Origin of the sequence: Collinsella aerofaciens (genome assembly GCF_015555045.1) — a bacterium.
GTDB lineage: Bacteria > Actinomycetota > Coriobacteriia > Coriobacteriales > Coriobacteriaceae > Collinsella > Collinsella aerofaciens_W.
On sequence record NZ_JADNJQ010000001.1, the window covers coordinates 32,419 to 48,919 of the forward strand.

27 protein-coding genes and 1 tRNA gene are annotated in these 16,501 nt (G+C 62.4%); 4 read left to right on the top strand and 24 right to left on the bottom strand.

Going from position 1 to position 16,501, the window contains the following annotated elements; genetic code table 11:
- The 20 genes from I2E45_RS00250 to I2E45_RS00345 all read right to left on the bottom strand — a co-directional run bounded on the left by I2E45_RS00250 (position 1) and on the right by I2E45_RS00345 (position 8,094).
- A complete protein-coding gene (locus I2E45_RS00250; RefSeq protein WP_195443507.1) occupies positions 1-225 on the bottom strand; it encodes a hypothetical protein in 225 nt (74 codons plus the stop codon).
- Positions 218-568 carry a hypothetical protein gene (locus tag I2E45_RS00255; RefSeq protein WP_195443508.1) on the bottom strand — a complete coding sequence of 117 codons (351 nt, stop codon included), beginning with the start codon at positions 566-568 and terminating at the stop codon, positions 218-220. The genes I2E45_RS00250 and I2E45_RS00255 overlap by 8 nt, the downstream gene beginning before the upstream one ends.
- Complete coding sequence (locus I2E45_RS00260) at positions 541-747, bottom strand: hypothetical protein (protein WP_195443510.1); 207 nt, start codon at positions 745-747, stop codon at positions 541-543. Before I2E45_RS00260 ends, I2E45_RS00255 begins: the two co-directional genes overlap by 28 nt.
- On the bottom strand, positions 744-956 hold the full coding sequence (locus I2E45_RS00265) for a hypothetical protein (protein WP_195443512.1): 213 nt from the start codon (positions 954-956) through the stop codon (positions 744-746). The genes I2E45_RS00260 and I2E45_RS00265 overlap by 4 nt, the downstream gene beginning before the upstream one ends.
- The gene (locus tag I2E45_RS00270) at positions 953-1,330 is read right to left on the bottom strand and encodes a hypothetical protein (RefSeq protein ID WP_195443514.1); all 378 of its coding nucleotides are present in this window, start codon (positions 1,328-1,330) and stop codon (positions 953-955) included. The genes I2E45_RS00265 and I2E45_RS00270 overlap by 4 nt, the downstream gene beginning before the upstream one ends.
- Positions 1,331-1,332: 2 nt before the next feature.
- Complete coding sequence (locus I2E45_RS00275; RefSeq protein ID WP_195443515.1) at positions 1,333-1,788, bottom strand: hypothetical protein; 456 nt, start codon at positions 1,786-1,788, stop codon at positions 1,333-1,335.
- Positions 1,785-2,501: an ATP-binding protein gene (locus I2E45_RS10530; RefSeq protein ID WP_195443516.1), complete on the bottom strand. Its 717-nt coding sequence runs from the start codon at positions 2,499-2,501 to the stop codon at positions 1,785-1,787. The genes I2E45_RS00275 and I2E45_RS10530 overlap by 4 nt, the downstream gene beginning before the upstream one ends.
- Complete coding sequence (locus I2E45_RS00285; protein ID WP_195443876.1) at positions 2,476-3,072, bottom strand: hypothetical protein; 597 nt, start codon at positions 3,070-3,072, stop codon at positions 2,476-2,478. Before I2E45_RS00285 ends, I2E45_RS10530 begins: the two co-directional genes overlap by 26 nt.
- Positions 3,073-3,160: 88 nt before the next feature.
- Positions 3,161-3,781: a single-stranded DNA-binding protein gene (locus I2E45_RS00290; RefSeq protein ID WP_195443517.1), complete on the bottom strand. Its 621-nt coding sequence runs from the start codon at positions 3,779-3,781 to the stop codon at positions 3,161-3,163.
- Positions 3,778-4,131 carry a hypothetical protein gene (locus tag I2E45_RS00295; protein WP_138378169.1) on the bottom strand — a complete coding sequence of 118 codons (354 nt, stop codon included), beginning with the start codon at positions 4,129-4,131 and terminating at the stop codon, positions 3,778-3,780. The genes I2E45_RS00290 and I2E45_RS00295 overlap by 4 nt, the downstream gene beginning before the upstream one ends.
- A gap of 3 nt (positions 4,132-4,134) precedes the next feature.
- Positions 4,135-4,701 carry an ERF family protein gene (locus I2E45_RS00300; protein ID WP_195443519.1) on the bottom strand — a complete coding sequence of 189 codons (567 nt, stop codon included), beginning with the start codon at positions 4,699-4,701 and terminating at the stop codon, positions 4,135-4,137.
- A gap of 9 nt (positions 4,702-4,710) precedes the next feature.
- Complete coding sequence (locus tag I2E45_RS00305; RefSeq protein ID WP_195443521.1) at positions 4,711-5,718, bottom strand: DUF1351 domain-containing protein; 1,008 nt, start codon at positions 5,716-5,718, stop codon at positions 4,711-4,713.
- Complete coding sequence (locus I2E45_RS00310) at positions 5,711-5,929, bottom strand: hypothetical protein (protein WP_138378172.1); 219 nt, start codon at positions 5,927-5,929, stop codon at positions 5,711-5,713. The genes I2E45_RS00305 and I2E45_RS00310 overlap by 8 nt, the downstream gene beginning before the upstream one ends.
- Before the next feature lie 2 nt (positions 5,930-5,931).
- Positions 5,932-6,267: a hypothetical protein gene (locus I2E45_RS00315; RefSeq protein WP_195443523.1), complete on the bottom strand. Its 336-nt coding sequence runs from the start codon at positions 6,265-6,267 to the stop codon at positions 5,932-5,934.
- Positions 6,264-6,725: a RusA family crossover junction endodeoxyribonuclease gene (locus tag I2E45_RS00320; RefSeq protein WP_195443525.1), complete on the bottom strand. Its 462-nt coding sequence runs from the start codon at positions 6,723-6,725 to the stop codon at positions 6,264-6,266. The genes I2E45_RS00315 and I2E45_RS00320 overlap by 4 nt, the downstream gene beginning before the upstream one ends.
- Positions 6,722-7,057: a hypothetical protein gene (locus I2E45_RS00325; protein ID WP_195443526.1), complete on the bottom strand. Its 336-nt coding sequence runs from the start codon at positions 7,055-7,057 to the stop codon at positions 6,722-6,724. The genes I2E45_RS00320 and I2E45_RS00325 overlap by 4 nt, the downstream gene beginning before the upstream one ends.
- The gene (locus tag I2E45_RS00330; protein WP_195443528.1) at positions 7,050-7,340 is read right to left on the bottom strand and encodes a hypothetical protein; all 291 of its coding nucleotides are present in this window, start codon (positions 7,338-7,340) and stop codon (positions 7,050-7,052) included. The genes I2E45_RS00325 and I2E45_RS00330 overlap by 8 nt, the downstream gene beginning before the upstream one ends.
- 56 nt (positions 7,341-7,396) lie before the next feature.
- Positions 7,397-7,750, bottom strand: coding sequence for a hypothetical protein (locus tag I2E45_RS00335; protein WP_195443531.1), 354 nt, complete (start codon positions 7,748-7,750; stop codon positions 7,397-7,399).
- Positions 7,747-7,887 (bottom strand): hypothetical protein, encoded by a 141-nt coding sequence (locus I2E45_RS00340; protein ID WP_195443532.1) that lies wholly within the window; start codon positions 7,885-7,887, stop codon positions 7,747-7,749. The genes I2E45_RS00335 and I2E45_RS00340 overlap by 4 nt, the downstream gene beginning before the upstream one ends.
- A complete protein-coding gene (locus I2E45_RS00345; RefSeq protein ID WP_195443535.1) occupies positions 7,888-8,094 on the bottom strand; it encodes a helix-turn-helix domain-containing protein in 207 nt (68 codons plus the stop codon).
- A gap of 133 nt (positions 8,095-8,227) precedes the next feature.
- Between I2E45_RS00345 and I2E45_RS00350 the strand changes: the two genes are divergently transcribed.
- The 3 genes from I2E45_RS00350 (at position 8,228) to I2E45_RS10580 (ending at position 10,267) form a co-directional block, all read left to right on the top strand.
- Positions 8,228-8,452 carry a helix-turn-helix domain-containing protein gene (locus I2E45_RS00350; protein ID WP_195443538.1) on the top strand — a complete coding sequence of 75 codons (225 nt, stop codon included), beginning with the start codon at positions 8,228-8,230 and terminating at the stop codon, positions 8,450-8,452.
- Between the two features lie 3 nt (positions 8,453-8,455).
- A complete protein-coding gene (locus I2E45_RS00355) occupies positions 8,456-8,737 on the top strand; it encodes a hypothetical protein (RefSeq protein WP_195443541.1) in 282 nt (93 codons plus the stop codon).
- A gap of 90 nt (positions 8,738-8,827) precedes the next feature.
- Positions 8,828-10,267 (top strand): recombinase family protein, encoded by a 1,440-nt coding sequence (locus I2E45_RS10580; protein WP_411161275.1) that lies wholly within the window; start codon positions 8,828-8,830, stop codon positions 10,265-10,267.
- On the opposite strand, the gene I2E45_RS00370 is transcribed toward I2E45_RS10580, so the two are convergent.
- From I2E45_RS00370 to I2E45_RS00390, 4 genes are all read right to left on the bottom strand, one after another.
- Positions 10,226-10,302: transfer RNA gene (locus tag I2E45_RS00370), tRNA-Glu, on the bottom strand. The genes I2E45_RS10580 and I2E45_RS00370 overlap by 42 nt on opposite strands.
- Before the next feature lie 101 nt (positions 10,303-10,403).
- On the bottom strand, positions 10,404-12,581 hold the full coding sequence (locus I2E45_RS10340) for a MurT ligase domain-containing protein (protein ID WP_229058746.1): 2,178 nt from the start codon (positions 12,579-12,581) through the stop codon (positions 10,404-10,406).
- A gap of 45 nt (positions 12,582-12,626) precedes the next feature.
- Entirely contained in the window at positions 12,627-13,670 is a 1,044-nt protein-coding gene (locus I2E45_RS00385) for a hypothetical protein (RefSeq protein ID WP_195443542.1), read from the bottom strand.
- The gene (locus I2E45_RS00390) at positions 13,670-14,746 is read right to left on the bottom strand and encodes a hypothetical protein (protein ID WP_195443543.1); all 1,077 of its coding nucleotides are present in this window, start codon (positions 14,744-14,746) and stop codon (positions 13,670-13,672) included. The genes I2E45_RS00385 and I2E45_RS00390 overlap by 1 nt, the downstream gene beginning before the upstream one ends.
- A 500-nt stretch (positions 14,747-15,246) precedes the next feature.
- Here I2E45_RS00390 and I2E45_RS00395 point away from each other — a divergent pair, with 500 nt between their 5' ends.
- A complete protein-coding gene (locus I2E45_RS00395; protein WP_022093871.1) occupies positions 15,247-16,470 on the top strand; it encodes an iron-containing alcohol dehydrogenase in 1,224 nt (407 codons plus the stop codon).
- The last annotated feature ends 31 nt before the right edge of the window (positions 16,471-16,501 follow it).

Consider the following 16,501-nt stretch of genomic DNA (forward strand, 5'->3'; position numbering starts at 1 on the left):
TCACTGCCTCCCGATCAGTTTCCACAGGTCGAGGAGCGTTCTCCTGCACCTGCGTATGTCGTTCTGTATCTGGGTCTTGCCCTGCCCGTCTTCCAGGCCGTAGCCGAGGCTGCTGTAGGTATGCAGGCACGATTCGCTTGCTTCGCGGGCCTCGATGTTGTCGCACAGCTCGTTGACCAGCAAGCGCAGCAGTTGCGCTTTCCGCAACACCTTGGCGTTAGCCATCGCTGCGGCCCTCGCAGGCGATGATGATTCCCGCCGTGATGGTCTGCACCATGTAGGCCAGCTCCTCGGAGCCGGGTTCCTCCTCGCCGATGCCGCCCAGCATGTCGCAGGCGGCGTGCACGGCCTCGTGGGCGGCCAGCGCATACAGGTCTGGCGTCTTGACCTTGTGGCTTATCCAGATGACGCAGCCCTTGCCGGGGACGCAGGTGGTGAGGCCGTCCTTGCCTTCGGGGTCTCCCGGCTCTTCGCCCATCCTGCGCACGGCATCGCGGTACTCGCGCTTGCTGGTTGTGACCCAGAGCGGGTCGAACGGTATCACCAGCGGCTCAATCTCGGTCGCCATCGTCTTCCTTCCTTCCTTCCATGGATGAACTTCTGCACCTTGTCGGCGCACGGGCCGCACAGCTCGAAGAACTCGCCGTCCCAGCTCTCGCGGTAGAACGTGCCGGTGTTCCTGCTGCGCCTTGGGTCGTCGGTGATGCGGTTGCCGCACATGTCGCACAGCGTGATGGTCTTCTTCATCGCGCCACCTCGATGCAGCCGGGGAAGCGGCCCCGCGTGTCGATCACCGTGCCATTCTCAAGCAGGGCGAAGCACTGGTAGTCGTCGTCGGTCAGGGCCTCCACGATGGAAAGCGCCTCTTCCTCGGTGCCGGTGCTTGCTATTTCGATACCCTGCCGGTATGCGCTTGCGTAGCTCTGGCAAAGGGAGCGCTCGTAAATGCGTATCATTCGCGCGCCTCGGCAGCCTGCTTGTCGTACTTCGCGCGAAGCTCAGGCTCGAACTCCTTGATGAACGCATGCACGCTGATGCCCTCGGGCGGGTAGTACTTGCGCACATTCTCAAGGCACCAGTCCTCGAACGTCTCGCCGTCTGTCACCTCGCACGCGTATCCCGTGCAGTGGCTCATGAGCGCATCGCGCCCGGCCTTGCGGATGGCCTCCTGCATCGGCGAGTCGTGCACCGCCTCGATGGTCTTCATCTGTCCGGCCAGCTCGTCGATGCGCTCGTCTCGGTGCTTCAGCTCGCGGTTGAGCATGTCGTTCTCGTCCTGCTGGTCGAACAGCTGCGCGAGCACGTACTGCTCGCAAGTCTTGATTTCCATGGTCATTTCCCTTCTCGGATCATTTCGTTTCCGTGTTCGTCGGTTATCACCCAGTAGCCGTACTCGTACAGCCCCGGGTGGTGAGGCTCGTAGACCTCCAAGAGCTGGCCCGTCCACCAGGCCTCCTCGTACACCTTCGAGCGCCACCGCCACTCGGCCTTGAGGCCCGCGCCGCCGTGGAACTGGTTGTGGCACCCGGTCGTGCCGCTGCCGCACAGGGCGAAAAGCGGGCTTCGGAGCGACCACGTGCCGTTCGGGGTGACAAGCTCGAACTCAAGGCCCCAGCTGCGGTGCGCCACGTGGTGGCAGCTCTGGGCGCGCCTGCCGCACACGCAGCAACGGTCTTGCAGAAGCTCGTACGACCGCTTGCCCGTGTAACGCGCCCCCAGGTGGGGCTTGCCGTAAAGCTCGGCGCGCTCCTTCGGCCAGCCGCGCAGCTGGCTCGCCTGCAGGATCATGAGAGCCTCCCGTCCGGGCCGTCGAACTCGACCACCCTTGCCCCGTGGCGCAGCCGCGACACGATGGCCTTGGCCGTGTCGGCGTCGCCCTGCTCGGCGAGCCTTCGCACGAGGTCGCTGGGCCTGTACTGCGTGGTGACCAGCGTGGGGCGCATCGCCGAGTAGCGCTGGTCGATGAGCTGGAACAGGCTGTCGAGCACGAAGCCCGTGGGCCTGCGCTTGCCCAGGTCGTCGATGAGCAGGTAGCCCGCTTCGGCATAGCGCTTCAAGGGATCACCGCCGTCGTGGAAGCTGCGCTGAATCTCGTCGAGCACGCGGTACATCGGCACCATGAGCGGCGACTTGCCACGGTCGTGCAAGCGCATGGCCACGGCTGCGGCGCAGGTCGTCTTGCGGGTGCCGACGTCGCCCCACAGGTAGAGCCATTGGCCGCCCTCCATGGCAAGCGCAAGCTCGTCGGCCATGGGGTGGTCAAGCCCCAGGTAGCGCTCGGGCACGCCACAGCGCACAAGCGAGCGCCTGCGCTTCTCGGCGACGGCCTTCTCGGCCTCAGCCTGCTCTTGCGCCGCTATGGCAGCGCGCTCGGCGACGGCCCCTTCGCAGCCGCACGACTCGTAGCCGCAGAACAGGCGCTTGAGGCCCAGCTGGGCGTACCGCGCGTTGAGCACAGCCCCGCAATGCGGGCACTCAGTCGTACTGGGAAAAGTCGTCACCTTCGCTCACCTCCTGCTTCGTCTCGCGTATCGGCTTCGAGGTGCGCACCCAGTTGCGCACGGAGGCCTTCCAATCCTTCATTCGCGATTTGCCGACCATCCAGCCCTTCTGGGCGTAGAAGTCGACGAACCGCTCTGGGTCGAAGTCGGTCGAGGCGAGGTCGATGCCCTTGGACGCCGCATAGGCGGCTGCGTACTCGGCTACCTCTTCGGGAGAGGGGGCGCGGAAACGCGCCGCACTCGCTTTTCCCTCTTCCTTAATTCCTCTTCCTACTTCCTCTTCCTCTTCCTCTTCGCTTGGCCGTTTGCTTTCGGCCTTGCTTGCATCGCTGCTTGATGATTTGCTTGACGTTTTGCTTCCGCTTTTGCTTTGCGGTTTGCTCCCCGTTTTGCTTGGCCGTTTGCTTTCGGCCTTGCTTGCATCGCTGCTTGATGATTTGCCGCCGTTGCCTCCCGCCACGATGCGCGAGCGGGAGGTTTCCATGACGGGCCGTATCGCCGTCAGCACGGCTTCCTGGGTGTCCGTGCGCGGCTCTGGCTCCTCGCCCGTGCGCAGGTAGCGGACGATCATGCCGATAAGCTCGTCGCCCTCCCTGCGGTTGCGAAGCCTCAGCGGCCCGTCTATGAGCGAGTCCAGGACTTGCACGCCGCCGTCACCCCTAAAAGGGGATGTCCTCGTCGTACACGTCCATCGACTGCTGCACGGGCTGCTGAGGCGCTTGCTGCGGGGCCTGCGGTGCCTGCTGGGGCGCGTAGGCCTGCGGCGCGGGCGCTGGTGCCTGCTGGCGCGGCTGCGGGGCTGCGGGCGGGTTCTGGTACGCCTGCTGGGCGTTCCACTGCTGGGGCGCTTGCTGCGGGGCGGGCTGCGGCTGGTAGGCCTGCTGGGGCGCATAGGCCTGCGGCTGGTAGCCCTGCGGCGCGTGCTGCTGCGGCTGCTGGGTGTTGGCGTTCTGGCTCAGCAGTTCCACCTCGTCGGGGATGATCTCGATTTTCGAGTGCCTGCCGCCGCCGTTCTTGTCCTCCCACGAGCTGTAGCGCAGCTTGCCCTCGATGGCCACCTTAATGCCCTTGCGCAGGATGCGGCTCAGGGCCTCGGCGCGGTTGCCGAACATCGTGCAGTCGACGAAGTTCGGGTAGTCCTCCCACTGGCCCGTCTGCTGGTTCTTGCGGCGGTCGTTCACCGCCACGCCGAAACCGAGGACGGCCATGCCGCCCGCCGTGCTGCGAAGCTCGGGGTCGCGGGTCAGGTTGCCCGTGATGTTCACTCGGTTGATGCTCACAAATAACCTCCTTCTCCGGTGCCGCCGCTCGTCCATGTCCTCTGGATGTCGGCGTCAACGACTTTGATGCGTAATTTGAGCGCCATGATCGCCTCGCTTGAGGCCTTGTAGAGCGCTTCGGCGCAGTCGCGCAGCTGCTTCTTCTCTGCTATGTCGGGGCGTCCCCGGCACAGGTCGCTTATCACGGTGACCGGCGTGCCCTTGGAACGCTCCTCCAAGATGGCTATGCGCAGCGCCTTGCGGTACTCGGCCTCGTTCTCGGCGTACTGCTGGCCAGTCCTGCGAAGGGCCTCAAGCTCCTGCATGAGCTGGTCGAAAAGCTGCTCGCGCTCTCCGTACAGGTCTTGCATGGCCTACAAGACCGTCCACGTCGGGGTCGCGCAGCAACCGGGGCTCTGGATGAACTGCTCGTACTGCTCACGGCTGTTGAAGCGGTAGGCGGTGCCGCAGGCCTTGCACTTGGCGTCGAACGGCCCCTGCACGGGCGGCTCCTTCTCGGGCTTTTCCACGCCGTTCAGGGAGTCCGGGTCGCTCGTGCCGTCGATGTCGAACATGCCGCAGAGCGCGTACTTGCGCGCGTAGCTCGACGCCGAGCCGGTGAGCTGCGTCTCGCTCATGCCTTTCTGGGCGAGCGGCTCGCGGGCGTAGGCGCAAATGACGATCTCGCCGGGCGTGCCGTCCTCGAACTTCACGAGGCAGGTGGCCTTCACGTAAAAGCGGTCGCCCACCTGCTCGATGGAGTCGTTGAGGGTGAAGAACACGCCCGCGTCACGGCAAGGCTCCTTGAGCGCGGCAACGATGTCCTCCATCGAGCGGTAGTAGTAGTTGCCGTGCGCGTTGTACCGCGCCTTCGGCACGACCACGGAGCGCTGAACCTGCGCCACCGCCTGGTCGATTGTCATGTGCTTGTCGTCTGCCATTCGCTGCTCCTAACGGATCGTGCGCTCGTAGACCTGCTGCAGGGTGCCGCGCTTGAACACGCCGCTCACGCCGATGCTCCCGCAGAAGCGCCCGATGGCCTGCATCTGGTCGGTCGTGGCGGAGTCGATGAGCATCACGCAGGGGGCTGCAGGACCACTCGACACGGGCGCCGGCGAGGCAACTGGTGCGGGCGCGGGCGCCGGTGCGGCAATGGGCGCGGGGCCGATAGGCTCGTCGCCGATCTCCTGCATGGGGCTTCCGCCCGGATACCAGTTGCCGGCGGGTTCGGGCGCGGCCTCCGGCTCTGGTTCAGGTTCCATGGCGGCTTTCAGCTCGGCAATGCGCGCGGCCTCTTCTGCCGCCTTGCGGGCCGCTGTGAGCGCTGCGCCCAGGTCGAGGGTCGCGAACAGCTCGCGCTCGGCCTCGGCATAGAAAGGCTCGCCCTCGAACTGCGACTTGAGCGTTTCCCAGTCGCCCGCCAGCTTGGAGACCTTCGCCTCAAGCGCCTCGTAAGCCTTGATCTCGCCGAAGGCCTTGTTGAGCCACTGCGGCTCGTGGAAGCGCTCATAGGGCACGACGGGGGCCAGAAGCCCGGCGAACTCCTCGTAGTGCTCCTGCAGCTTGGCGTAGGCGCGGGCCTTGCGCTCTTCCTCGGCCTGGTCGAGCTGCGCCTTGATGTTGTCGGCGGCTTCGTCGATGATGGCCGTGATCTGCTTGCAGCGCTTCTCGAAGGCGTCGAGCGGCTTGCTGTACTCGCGCTTCACGGCCTTGCGGCGCTCGTCGATCTCCTTCTTGAGGCCGTTGAGGTAGCTGCGGTCGTGCTTGGCCTCTGCGATGTTCTCCTTCTTGGTGAGGTCGTAGGTCGCGCCATCGTAGGCCTCGGCGGTCTTGCGCACGTGGGCTTCGAGCGCGTCGAAGTTCGCCTCGATGACGGACGGCTTGTAGGCCACGGTCAGGCTCGATGCGTCCTGCTCCTCGATGACCTCGGCCACAACGTTCTCGGCTTCGTTACTCATCCCAGACCTCCCCGGTCTCGTCATCGAACTCGATGGTCTTCTGCTCGCTCTCCACGGTCAGGATTACGTAGCCGCCCGTCTTCTTCATCAGGGGGAAGGCGTTCTCGCTGTCCATTCGGACGGTGAACTGCAAGACCGCCTCGTCGCCCTTGATGGTCGATTGCTTGAACAGGGCGCGTGCGCTTACCGGCTGTGTCGTGATCAGCGCCATGGCTAGTCCTCCTTCTTCACGCCGAAGATGATGCTCATGACGTGCTTGGCGGCCTGCTCGGCCTCTTTGCGGCGCGCCTGCTCCACAAGCTCCCGGTTGGTGTTCTCGTTGACGACCTGGTAGCCCTTGGCGCGCACGTCCTCGGGGTAGCTTTCAAGCGCGGCCTCGGCCAGGGCGATCATGGCCCACCAAGCGCCCGCGTCCTTCTCGTCGGCCTCGGCCTCGCCGCCCGCCACCATGAGGGCGTTCACGGCGATGCAGCTGGTGAGGTCGATAAGCGTCTCGATGCTGTCGGTGCGGCTCATGCCGTCGTTCACGTTGTTCTCGAAGTGCTTCATTTCTTCTCCTTCACGTACTCCTCGACGAAGTACTCGATGTAGATGCTGATAAACGGTTGCGTCCCGTGGCAGGGCCTCGGGCGCTTGTCCACGGTGCAGGTGATCACCTGCTGGTCGTCCTTGAATGCGAGGCCGTTGAGCGAGTCGCAGACGAGCTTGCCCACGTTGTCCCAGTCGGGCTTTCCCATGTCTGAGCGCCCTTCCCAATACTTGGGGTTGCTCTTAGCGAGCGGTCGGTAGGTGGATATGCGCATCCTCACGGGGCCGTCGTGCCCGGCGAAGGTCTCGCCGTATTCGGCCCGCCACGCGTCGCGCACCTCCTTCTCGGCCTTCAGGGTCTTGGTGGGGGTGTAGGTGCGGTGGTTGCGGTAATCGGTGCGGGGGCGCTGCTTGCCCACGACCTCGCGAACCGGAACCACGACCCGCGCCGTCGCCGCCAGCGTTTGAACCCAGCTCATTCGCTGAAACCGTCCGACTGGCTGCGGTGCTTGTTGAAAGCGCCCTTCAGCTGCGGGTAGCGGGCCTCCATGATGCGGGCCAGGCTCGGGGCGATGCCGTTCTTGCAGGCCACGTGCAGCTCATTGCGCACCATGTTCACCAGGTAGTTGACCGACACGTAGCCCTTGCGGTTGAGCCTCACGGCGTTCTCCACCATGAAGTTCCAAGCGCCTGGGTTGTCCTCGATCCACTTGCGGGCCTCTTGGAAGTCCTGCTCGCCTGCGGAGCCGAGGCCGAATATCTCAAGCTGGTTGCTCTGCGGCTTGGGGCTGTAGCGCTCGTCGTTACGCATGGACGACACCCGCCGTGGTCTCGTATGCCTGCTGGGCCGTTGCCACAGTGCCGTCCATCGTGGGGATTACCCACGCCCACAGGACGATGAGGAAGATGATCGTGGCGGCGAGGAAGCCGACCAAAACGCCAGCCTTGAACTGGGAGGCGTCCTGCATCTCCTTCGCGGTGGGACGGGGCTTGCGCTCGAATGGTATGATGGTCGAAGCATCGTTCTCGATGCGGTTCATGCGGGCGCTCGGAGTGTGGTAGCTGGGGGCGCTCGCTTTCTTTTTGCTTTGCATTTCGTGCTCCTTTCTGATGTTTCCGCAGGTCATAGCACGTGTGGCTTTTGGTGTGCCTATTTTTGCTTTTTCTTGGCGCGGCTCTTTGCGCTGTAGTAGCGCTGTCGCTCCTGGTTGTTCCTCTTCTCCCTGATCGCCTCCTCTCGCATGGCGTTGGCCTGCTCGGCTAGGTCGGACATGTGAAGTTCCTTCGTGCACTCGATGCACCAGCCGTTGATTCGGTTCAGGGGGCGGAACGTCCATCTGCCGCAGTTGGGGCACTGGCTGCGCTTGCGGAGCGAGAGTCCGCAATGTTGCGCTTGCCACTTAACCGAGTCTTCCGAACGTCCCAGCGCCTTGGCTATCGCTTTAGCGCCTTCGCCCGCGTGCTCTTCGAGGTACTTGAGTTCACGTGTCGACCACTGCCTCATCGCGCCTGCTTCTCGCCTTTCTGCTCGCTTTCCCGGTACGCCTTGACCAGCACGTCGCACATGTGGTCGAATGCCAGCTCGCGCGGCGTTTTGGGCTTTTCTGCCTGCTGCTTGGTGGGCGTCTGCTGTTCGGCCATTTAGGCCACCGTCCTGTTCTCCGTAAGTCCAAGCAGGTAGTCTGCGGAGCAATGGAAAAGCTTCGTCATGGCTACGAGCTTCGAGCCGGGGATTTCACCGCCACTTTCGTAGCTAGCAACAGTGGCGCGGCTTTTGAGTCCGAGCTTCGTTGCCAAATCTTCTTGGCTAAGACCGATTCGAACTCGCTCGCTTGCGATCGGGTTCATATGCACCTCCATTTCACTATTTGTGAACTTCACAATTAGTGAATATAGAAGAACTTCTGACCTTTTGCAAGTAAGGAATTCACTATTTGTAAATTTTTTTGTACAATGTGCCTATAGAAGCAAGGAGGGCACAGTGGGCACGCAATTCCGTCTCAAGGAAACAAGACTCAAGTATGGGAAGAAGCAGCCCGAAGTGGCCGCTGTTCTCGGTATAGGTGTTCCCGCTTACTCGATGATGGAAAGCGGGCAACGTGAAATCAATGGATCAAAGCTCATAAAGCTTGCAAGGTATTACGAATGCTCCGTTGACGAACTATTGGGTACGGGGCCTTGGGATACTGGCGAACGGAAGGAATAACACATGGGAATGTTCAACAAAAGCGCCGCTAAGAAGATGGCTAGCGATGCGGACGAGTTCATCGTGAGCGACGGGAAGGTTCACGCCCTCGTGTTCCAGGTCGCGGGCAAGGCCATGTATTCGACCGCCACGCAGCTTGAGGACAAGGTTACCGAGCGCATCGACGGAACGTTGTCGCGCATCCAGGACAAAGGTTGTCAAGTCGTCGATGTCAAGATGGCCGTCAGCGCCAACACGCGCGACAGCGACATGATGCTGTACTCGTTTACCGTCTTATATAGGTAAAGAAAAAAAGAAGCCCCACGGGGTCACAGCGCTGCAACGCTGCCCGCGGGGCTTTTCCAAAGAACCTCTGAAAGGAGGCCGTTTCATATTATGCCAAAAACAGCGGTGATATACGCCCGCTTTTCATGCAACAAGCAGCGCGAGGCCTCGATAGACGACCAGCTGCGCGTGTGCCGCGACTGGTGCAAACGCGAGGGCTATGCCATCGCCGCCGAGTACTGCGACTACGCCATATCGGGCCGCACCGACGACCGCCCCGAGTTCCAGCGCATGATAGCCAACGCGGGCGAATCCGACATAGTGCTTGTGTACATGATGGATCGCTTCTCCCGTGGGGAGTACGACGCGCCCATATACAAGCGCGAGCTTGCCAAGAAGGGCGTGAAGCTCGTGTCGGCGCTTGAGGCCATACCCGACTCGCCCGAGGGCATCATCTACGAGAAGCTGCTGGAAGGCCTTGCCGCCTGCGAGTCGAAGAAGACCGCCATACGCACCAAGCGCGGAATGGAGGGCAACGCGCTCCGTTGCAAGACCAACGGCGTGCGCGTGTTCGGCTACCGCAAGTCGGAGGACGACGAGTACGAGATAGACGAGCATGACGCCGCGTTCGTGCGCGAGGCCTTCAAGCGGCGCATCAACCGCGAGACCGTGAACTCGATAGCTCGGGACTTCGCCCAGCGAGGCGTGAAGACCTCAAACGGCAACCCGTGCGGCTACTCGATGGTTTACCAGATGCTCCACAACAGGCGCTACACGGGGCGCTACGAGTGGGGCGGCATAGTCAAGGAGGGCGGAATGCCAGCGATCATAGACGAGGTGACTTTCATGGACGCTCAGCAGGTGCAGGGAACCAAGAAGCGCTCTTCGGAGGACTGGGGCGATTTCGCCTTGGCTGGTAAGGCCATATGCGCCGGCTGCGGGCGAAACCTGCAGGGCGTGAGCGGGCGCGGGCGGCACAACGTCAAATACGAGTACTACAGCTGCGTTGACGGCTGCATGAGAAACGTTCGCCGAGAGGAGCTTGAGGGCGCTATCGTCGGTGCCCTACGCGAGCTGCTTTCCGACCGCGAGGAGGCCTTGAGGATAGCCCGCATGGTCGCCGACAGGGCAGACGGGGCGGAGATTGCCACAAGGCGAAAACAGGCGGCGGAATCCCTTTCAGCTGCGGAGCGCGGGCTGAAGAACATCCTGAACGCCATCGAGCAGGGAATCATAGCGCCGGGCGTGAAGGAGCGCATAGCCGAGCTTGAGCAGCAGAAGGCTCGCGCCAACTACGACCTACAGGTCATCCAGGAGCAGAAGATAGACCCGGAGCGCTTCGCGGACTTCCTGCAGTGCGGCGCGAAGCTCGATGACGCAACGCTATTGAAGGCGTTCGTATGGCAGGTGAGCGTATCCGACGAAGACGTGCTCGTGACACTGAACTACGACACGGAAAGCAACGAACCCGCCAGACTTGACATCCAGCGGGTTCGAGGAAAATTGGAATGGTGCCCCCAGCGGGATTCGAACCCGCGATATCCACCTTGAAAGGGTGGCGTCCTTGGCCGCTAGACGATGGGGACAGCGGGAAAGAGTATAGCAGACTTTTTTAGCTGTTCACATATCGTTGGCAAACTGAAAAACCACCACAAAGGTGCCTGTCCCCTTTGTGGTGGTTGGGGCGTTAGGGGAGGAGCTTCATGGCGGCGTCGTGGGCGGCGTGCTCGTAGGTGTCGTCGAGGGGCTTGAGCGGCAGCAGGGCGGCGGCCTGTGCATCGCCACGGCGCTCGAGGGCATGGGCGATCAACCAGTCGGCGAGCTCGGGGTTCTTGGGCAGTGCCGGTCCGTGCAGGTACGTGCCGATGACGCCCTTGTAGATGAGACCCTCAAAGCCATCGTCGCCGTTGTTGCCGGTGCCCGTGACGACGGACGTTCCGAGCGGCGTGGCCTCGGCGTCCAAAAGCGTGCGGCCACCGTGGTTCTCGAATCCCACAAAGGGCTCAGGTGCCAGATCGGTTTTGACGGCTACGTTGCCGATCAGGCGGTCGGAGCCGCGTACGGTTTCGGCGGCAATGACGCCCAGGCCCTCAATGCGATCGTCGCCCATGTAGTACGAACGGCCGAGCAGCTGATAGCTGCCACAGATGGCAAGCAGTGTGCCGCCGTCCTCAACATAGGCCGCGACCTTGTCTTTTTGGGCGAGCAGCTCGTGTGCCACGGCTAGCTGGTCGCGGTCGGAGCCGCCACCCATCATGACGATATCGGCATCGGTGAGATCGAGTGACTCGCCCATACGGACCTCGTCCACGCGCACGGGAATGCCACGCCAGGCGCAGCGGCGCTCGAGGGCGATGACGTTGCCGCCGTCGCCGTAGAGGTTAAGGGCATCGGGATACAGGTAGACGATGCGCAGCGGGCGCGAAAGCTCGACTGGCGCGATGCTGACAGGAAGAGCGCTGCCGTCGGCACGGGCTACGGCGCGCCCGGCAACAGCGTCGGCGGTGGCGCCTTTCAGCCCGTCGAGCTCCTTGACCAGCGGCGGGAAGGCCGTGTAGTTGGCGACGGCGTAGAAGGTGTCATCGGCGGCCTCGTCTGCCACGGCGCCAATTGCCTGCGCGACGTCCGAGATAATCGCGGCATCGATGCCGGCGTACTTGAGGCGTACCTGCATGTCGTGCGCGCGCGTGCCTCCGGCAAAGGCGACAAGACCCGGCGTGTCGGCGATGCGCTCAAAGTCGACGTCGTAGATCCACGATACATCGTGGCCGTCGGCATCGTTGTCGTTGAGGAAGAAAGCGCAGAGTCTGCCGCCTGCCGTCTTGATGGACTGGATTTGTCGATCGAAGCCTACGGGATTCTTAGCCAGGTTGGCCTCGACGGTGCGGCCGGCGATATCCCAGCGGCCCATGCGTCCGCCGGCGGGGACGTAGGCATCGAGCGTGGGCTGCAGGTGCGCCGTATTCACGCCTAACTCATGTGCGGCAAAGAATGCAGCGGCAACGTTGTAGACCATGTACAGGCCGTTGTAACGCGTGACGATGTGTGCGGCTGGCGCGCTGGAATCAGATCCAAACACCAGGTCAAAACCATAGCCGTCGCAGCCGAGCTCCACGCCCGTCACGCGACGGACAAGCGCAGGGCGGGCCCAGCCGCACGAGGGGCAATGGTAGGCGCCGAGCTGGCCGTATTGCACGTAGTCATACTCCAGCGGCGCGTTGCACTGTGAGCAAAAACGTGAGTCGCTAATACGGTCGGACTCGGTGTTGGTGGCGCCGTCGATGCCAAAGGCAATACTCGCGTTGGGAACGCGCGCGGCAATCGAGGCGCACAGCGGGTCGTCGGCGTTGTAGATAAGCGTTGTTGTCGGCGAGAGCTCCAACGCATGGGCGATGACCTCCTGGGTGTGATCGATCTCGCCATAGCGATCCAGCTGGTCGCGGAACAGGTTGAGCAGCACAAAGTACGTCGGCTTGAGCTTGGGCAGAACGCGCACGGTGTAGAGCTCATCGCATTCAAAAACGCCCACGCGCTTGCCGCTGTCAGCGTGCTTAAGGCCGCCGCGGGCCTCGAGCAGAGCACCTACCACACCAGGCTCCATATTGTTGCCGGCACGGTTGCACACCACGGTAGCACCGCTGGCAGCAACGGCATCGGCGATGAGGTTGGAGGTGGTGGTCTTGCCATTAGTGCCGGTGATCACCACGCTGCGGTCGACCAGGCTCGCGAGGTCGCTTAGCAGCTCGGGGTCGATTTTCATGGCGATGCGGCCGGGAAGCACGCCACCCTGGCGTTTGAGGACAGAGCGCAGTCCCCAGCGAGCGATATCGCTCGAGGTGCAGGCAAGAGATGAGCGGAAGTTCATGAAGCCGTTCCTAACATAGATGACATGGTCGGGGCGATCGCGTCGCTAAAAGCCGTAGCGGCGCGCAAATTCCTGGGCAAGCTGCGATACGTCTTCGCAGGCGTTGGCCCAGGGGGCAAAGTCGGGGGTGTCCGAGATAATGCCGTCGGCTTCCCAAACCGCCTGGTGCGAGAGGTCCCAGGGGTCGCGCGGCTCGGGTCGGCAGGGAAGGTACGGTGTCTGGTACATGGGATTCAGCAAGAAGAATGCGCCGCCCTCGCAGCGGTTAGCGAACTCACGCAGCGCACGCACCGCCGGACGCATCTTGTTCGTTTTGAACAAGAGGATTGTGCGGGCGAGCAGGTACCAGGGGGAGTTCTCGAGTGCATCGGCTCCCACCTGTTCCTCGAGCTGGTGGGCCAGGGCAAAAAAGCCGTCTTGGTCTTCCAGACGAGCGAGGGCGAGCAGCACGGTGCCTGCGGCCCGGGTGGGATAGCCTTCTGCCTTAAGGACGCGGCGGGCGTAGTTGGCGGCAGCACGGTAACGAGCGCTCGCCATGCACAGCTGCGAGATGGCCTCGAGCGTGTGGAGCCACCCGATAAGGGCCGGCTCGCTCACGGTAAGGTCTGCCGCGGTGACACCGTCGGCCAAAACATTATTGGCCCAGTAGTGCGGGGCTTCCATGTCGAACCCGGGCACGCTTTGCTGCAGGTAATCGGCCGTGGTCGCCTCGAGCTTCATCAGGTCACCCAGGCAGGCGTCAACGGGCGTGTCGGCCAGGATGATGGCGAGCAGCTGCGCGTCGACGGCCAGTGCATCGACGTGGACAATTTTGAGCAGCTCATCGCGCATGTCGTCGAACAGGCGATTACGCGTCTGTTCGAACTCCTCGTCACTGCCCATGTCCTCGATGCGATGGAGCTCGTCGAGCAGGTGGCGATGAACACCGGCATAGGACAGCAGTGCCTGGGCATGCTCGGTCTGCGCATACTTATGAGGGTTGACGCTCACGTCGTTATGGACAAGCTCGCGTGCTGCATCGGTGAGTTCGGGGTGCGACGCCAGATAGGTGCGCTCCAGGTAGGCGGGGATGTAGACGCTCGGATCCATTAGAGGTCTCCTCCCTTAAACGGCAAACCCTGCTCGGCCGCCCGCAGTATGCGCTCATCGATTTGGGAACGCACGATATCGTTGGTGGCGACCCAGGCGGCAAAACTGGCGTTGTCGGGGGCGCCCAGGCCCTCCTGCAGTACCGGCGTCGCCTCGGACAGCGCAAGGACAAGTTCGTCGGTGGAGCCCACACCCACGTTGACGCGGGCATAGACGCCATCGGGAAACTCGGTTTGGAAGTAGAGTGCCTCGGCTGCGTGCGGACACGAGCGCGCAAGGATGCGCAAATAGTGCTCGGCGCCCTCGTAGTCCAGCTCGCGCCAGGCAGCGCTCATCAGCGCGATGAGCGTCCACGGGTCCAAGTCGCGCTCCGCATCCTTGGGACGACGGCGCAGCGGCGTGTTGGCGAGATAGGGGACGGAGTGGGCAGAGCGAAAGCGCTTGAGCTCCTCGGCGGGGTATTCGAGCTTTGCCATGGCGAGCATCGCGGTGTGGCGGACACCGGCGGGGTCGTTGGGCGCAAAGTCGAGGCTGCGGTTTGCGGCTTCGAGCGACATGCGATAGCGGCCGCTAATGAGCGCGCGTGACGCAAGGGCGGCAAGCCAGCGCAGATAGGGGCGGCGCGTAAGGTCGCCTGCGGCCTCACGCTCGTAGGGGTCCTGCGCCGAGGCGATTTTGAGCGCCAGGTCATGCTCCACCTCGTCGCACTTGGACACCAGATACTGCACGTATTCCTCGTTGGATTCGGCGGTGAGGGCGGTCAGCATGCGCTGAGCGTCCCAGTTGGTGGGGTCGAGCGCGGCTGCCTCGCGGAGCATGTTCTCGGCAGCTGCCTCTTCCTGCTCTGCCTGGGTATCGTCAGGGATAAAGGGAATGCGGTAGTCGACAGCCTCGACCACCTTGGCAATGAGGTGCCCGGCGCGGTCGCGGTCGTGCACGATGAGCGGTGCGGGGTTGCGGGTGAATTGTTCCATCAGATGCTCTACGGCGGCAGCGTCGGTGAGCGGGATATTGTCGCGGCGCAAGGCCTCAAGAACGAGGCGATGGCAATCCTCTTGAATGGGATCGAATGCCATGGGGCCTCCTTTGCTGCGGTTAGGGTTCAAATGTTTCTATATAAAGTTCTAGTTTACCCGCATGTGGCACAACGGGGGTGCCGCACTTGGACTTGCACCTTTGCACCACGAAGACGGATGTCGCACAAATGTCGGCACCTTGGACGACCGAGTGGTATCACGGTGCCGCAAACGGTCGATTTTTGGCGGCGAACGGTGCATATTTTGGAGGGGCACGGTCCTGCCCGGGATATGTAGTCAACCTTGATAAAACGTTTGCCCAGCTTGGGAGTATGAATGCCGCACAAGGGTCTTCAGGGATAGAAAAAACGTTTCATCATTGGCGGCTTTAGGTGAATAACTGACCAACCAGAACGGTAAAATAGTGTTTGTCTGAGCGTTGAGACGTTTAGACATCGCGCATTGTCATCGCCGGCAACGCGCAAACCGGTCCTAACGGAGCCAATTGGGTGCTCCGTTATATACGCAAGTCTAAGAGGGGCTTGTTTAGGAGGCACAGTATGGGACGTTTTACCAATCCTCGCGATCTGTACTTTGGTGAGGGCGCTCGCCACGAGGTGAAGAACCTCAAGGGTAAGAAGGCCATCATCGTTTCTGGCGGCAGCTCTATGCGCCGCGGCGGGTTCCTGCAGGACGTTGAGGCCGACCTCAAAGAGGCCGGCATGGAGGTCAAGCTGTTCGAGGGCGTCGAGTCCGATCCCTCCATCGAGACCGTCATGAAGGGCGCAGCCGCTATGCGCGACTTCGAGCCCGACTGGATCGTTGCTATCGGCGGCGGTTCGCCCATCGATGCTGCTAAGGCCATGTGGGTCTTCTACGAGTATCCCGAGGAGTCCTTCGACAACATTATCCAGCCGTTCAGCTTCCCCGAGCTGCGTCAGAAGGCTCACTTCTGCGCCATTTCCTCTACCTCCGGCACCGCTACCGAGGTCACCGCATTCTCCGTCATCACGGATTACGAAAAGGGCATCAAGTACCCGCTGGCCGACTTCAACATCACCCCTGATGTCGCCATCGTCGACCCCGAGCTCACCTACACCATGCCCGCCAAGCTGTGCGCTCACACCGGCATGGATGCTCTGACCCACTGCATGGAGGCCTACGTTTCCACCTGCGCCTCTATGTTCACCGACGCCAACGCTCTGCACGGCATCCGCGAGATCGTCGAGTGGCTGCCCAAGTCCTATGCTGGCGACCATGAGGCCCGTCAGCACATGCACGAGGCTCAGTGCATCGCCGGTATCGCCTTCTCCTCGGGCCTGCTGGGCATTGTTCACTCCATGGCTCACAAGACCGGTGCTGCCTTCGAGAACGGCCACATCATCCACGGTGCTGCTAACGCCATGTACCTGGGCAAGGTCATCCAGTGGAACTCCAAGGATCCCCGTGCTGCCGAGCGTTACGCTTACGTGGCCAAGGAGATCCTGCACCTTCCCGGCGAGACCAACGAGGAGCTCATCGCTGCACTCGTCCAGAAGATTCGCGACCTCAACGACCAGCTCAACATTCCGCAGTCCATCAAGGATTACGCGAATGGTGGCGTGAAGGTCGACGCCGAGAACCCGCAGATGGTTTCCGAGGAGGAGTTCCTCGCCAAGCTGCCCGAGATTGCCGCGAACGCCGAGCAGGACGCCTGCACGCCCGAGAACCCGCGTGAGACCAAGGCTGCCGACTTCGAGAAGATCCTCAAGGCCTGCTACTACGACACCGACATCGATTTCTAATCGACTCTTGTTATCGCAACGAGGGGCTCCG

What these genes read in the sequence shown, in the direction of transcription:
- I2E45_RS00340 (WP_195443532.1), bottom strand. Translation starts at nt 7,887, where the DNA reads ATGGCCGAACAGCAGACGCCCACCAAGCAGCAGGCAGAAAAGCCCAAA.
- I2E45_RS00255 (WP_195443508.1), bottom strand. Translation starts at nt 568, where the DNA reads ATGGCGACCGAGATTGAGCCGCTGGTGATACCGTTCGACCCGCTCTGG.
- I2E45_RS00265 (WP_195443512.1), bottom strand. Translation starts at nt 956, where the DNA reads ATGATACGCATTTACGAGCGCTCCCTTTGCCAGAGCTACGCAAGCGCA.
- I2E45_RS00295 (WP_138378169.1), bottom strand. Translation starts at nt 4,131, where the DNA reads ATGCAAGACCTGTACGGAGAGCGCGAGCAGCTTTTCGACCAGCTCATG.
- I2E45_RS00285 (WP_195443876.1), bottom strand. Translation starts at nt 3,072, where the DNA reads ATGATCGTCCGCTACCTGCGCACGGGCGAGGAGCCAGAGCCGCGCACG.
- I2E45_RS00315 (WP_195443523.1), bottom strand. Translation starts at nt 6,267, where the DNA reads ATGAAGCACTTCGAGAACAACGTGAACGACGGCATGAGCCGCACCGAC.
- I2E45_RS00325 (WP_195443526.1), bottom strand. Translation starts at nt 7,057, where the DNA reads ATGCGTAACGACGAGCGCTACAGCCCCAAGCCGCAGAGCAACCAGCTT.
- I2E45_RS10340 (WP_229058746.1), bottom strand. Translation starts at nt 12,581, where the DNA reads ATGAACTTCCGCTCATCTCTTGCCTGCACCTCGAGCGATATCGCTCGC.
- I2E45_RS00345 (WP_195443535.1), bottom strand. Translation starts at nt 8,094, where the DNA reads ATGAACCCGATCGCAAGCGAGCGAGTTCGAATCGGTCTTAGCCAAGAA.
- I2E45_RS00320 (WP_195443525.1), bottom strand. Translation starts at nt 6,725, where the DNA reads ATGAGCTGGGTTCAAACGCTGGCGGCGACGGCGCGGGTCGTGGTTCCG.
- I2E45_RS00250 (WP_195443507.1), bottom strand. Translation starts at nt 225, where the DNA reads ATGGCTAACGCCAAGGTGTTGCGGAAAGCGCAACTGCTGCGCTTGCTG.
- I2E45_RS00275 (WP_195443515.1), bottom strand. Translation starts at nt 1,788, where the DNA reads ATGATCCTGCAGGCGAGCCAGCTGCGCGGCTGGCCGAAGGAGCGCGCC.
- I2E45_RS00305 (WP_195443521.1), bottom strand. Translation starts at nt 5,718, where the DNA reads ATGAGTAACGAAGCCGAGAACGTTGTGGCCGAGGTCATCGAGGAGCAG.
- I2E45_RS00270 (WP_195443514.1), bottom strand. Translation starts at nt 1,330, where the DNA reads ATGGAAATCAAGACTTGCGAGCAGTACGTGCTCGCGCAGCTGTTCGAC.
- I2E45_RS10580 (WP_411161275.1), top strand. Translation starts at nt 8,828, where the DNA reads ATGCCAAAAACAGCGGTGATATACGCCCGCTTTTCATGCAACAAGCAG.
- I2E45_RS00355 (WP_195443541.1), top strand. Translation starts at nt 8,456, where the DNA reads ATGGGAATGTTCAACAAAAGCGCCGCTAAGAAGATGGCTAGCGATGCG.
- I2E45_RS00390 (WP_195443543.1), bottom strand. Translation starts at nt 14,746, where the DNA reads ATGGCATTCGATCCCATTCAAGAGGATTGCCATCGCCTCGTTCTTGAG.
- I2E45_RS00395 (WP_022093871.1), top strand. Translation starts at nt 15,247, where the DNA reads ATGGGACGTTTTACCAATCCTCGCGATCTGTACTTTGGTGAGGGCGCT.
- I2E45_RS00330 (WP_195443528.1), bottom strand. Translation starts at nt 7,340, where the DNA reads ATGCAAAGCAAAAAGAAAGCGAGCGCCCCCAGCTACCACACTCCGAGC.
- I2E45_RS00310 (WP_138378172.1), bottom strand. Translation starts at nt 5,929, where the DNA reads ATGGCGCTGATCACGACACAGCCGGTAAGCGCACGCGCCCTGTTCAAG.
- I2E45_RS00260 (WP_195443510.1), bottom strand. Translation starts at nt 747, where the DNA reads ATGAAGAAGACCATCACGCTGTGCGACATGTGCGGCAACCGCATCACC.
- I2E45_RS00335 (WP_195443531.1), bottom strand. Translation starts at nt 7,750, where the DNA reads ATGAGGCAGTGGTCGACACGTGAACTCAAGTACCTCGAAGAGCACGCG.
- I2E45_RS00385 (WP_195443542.1), bottom strand. Translation starts at nt 13,670, where the DNA reads ATGGATCCGAGCGTCTACATCCCCGCCTACCTGGAGCGCACCTATCTG.
- I2E45_RS00300 (WP_195443519.1), bottom strand. Translation starts at nt 4,701, where the DNA reads ATGGCAGACGACAAGCACATGACAATCGACCAGGCGGTGGCGCAGGTT.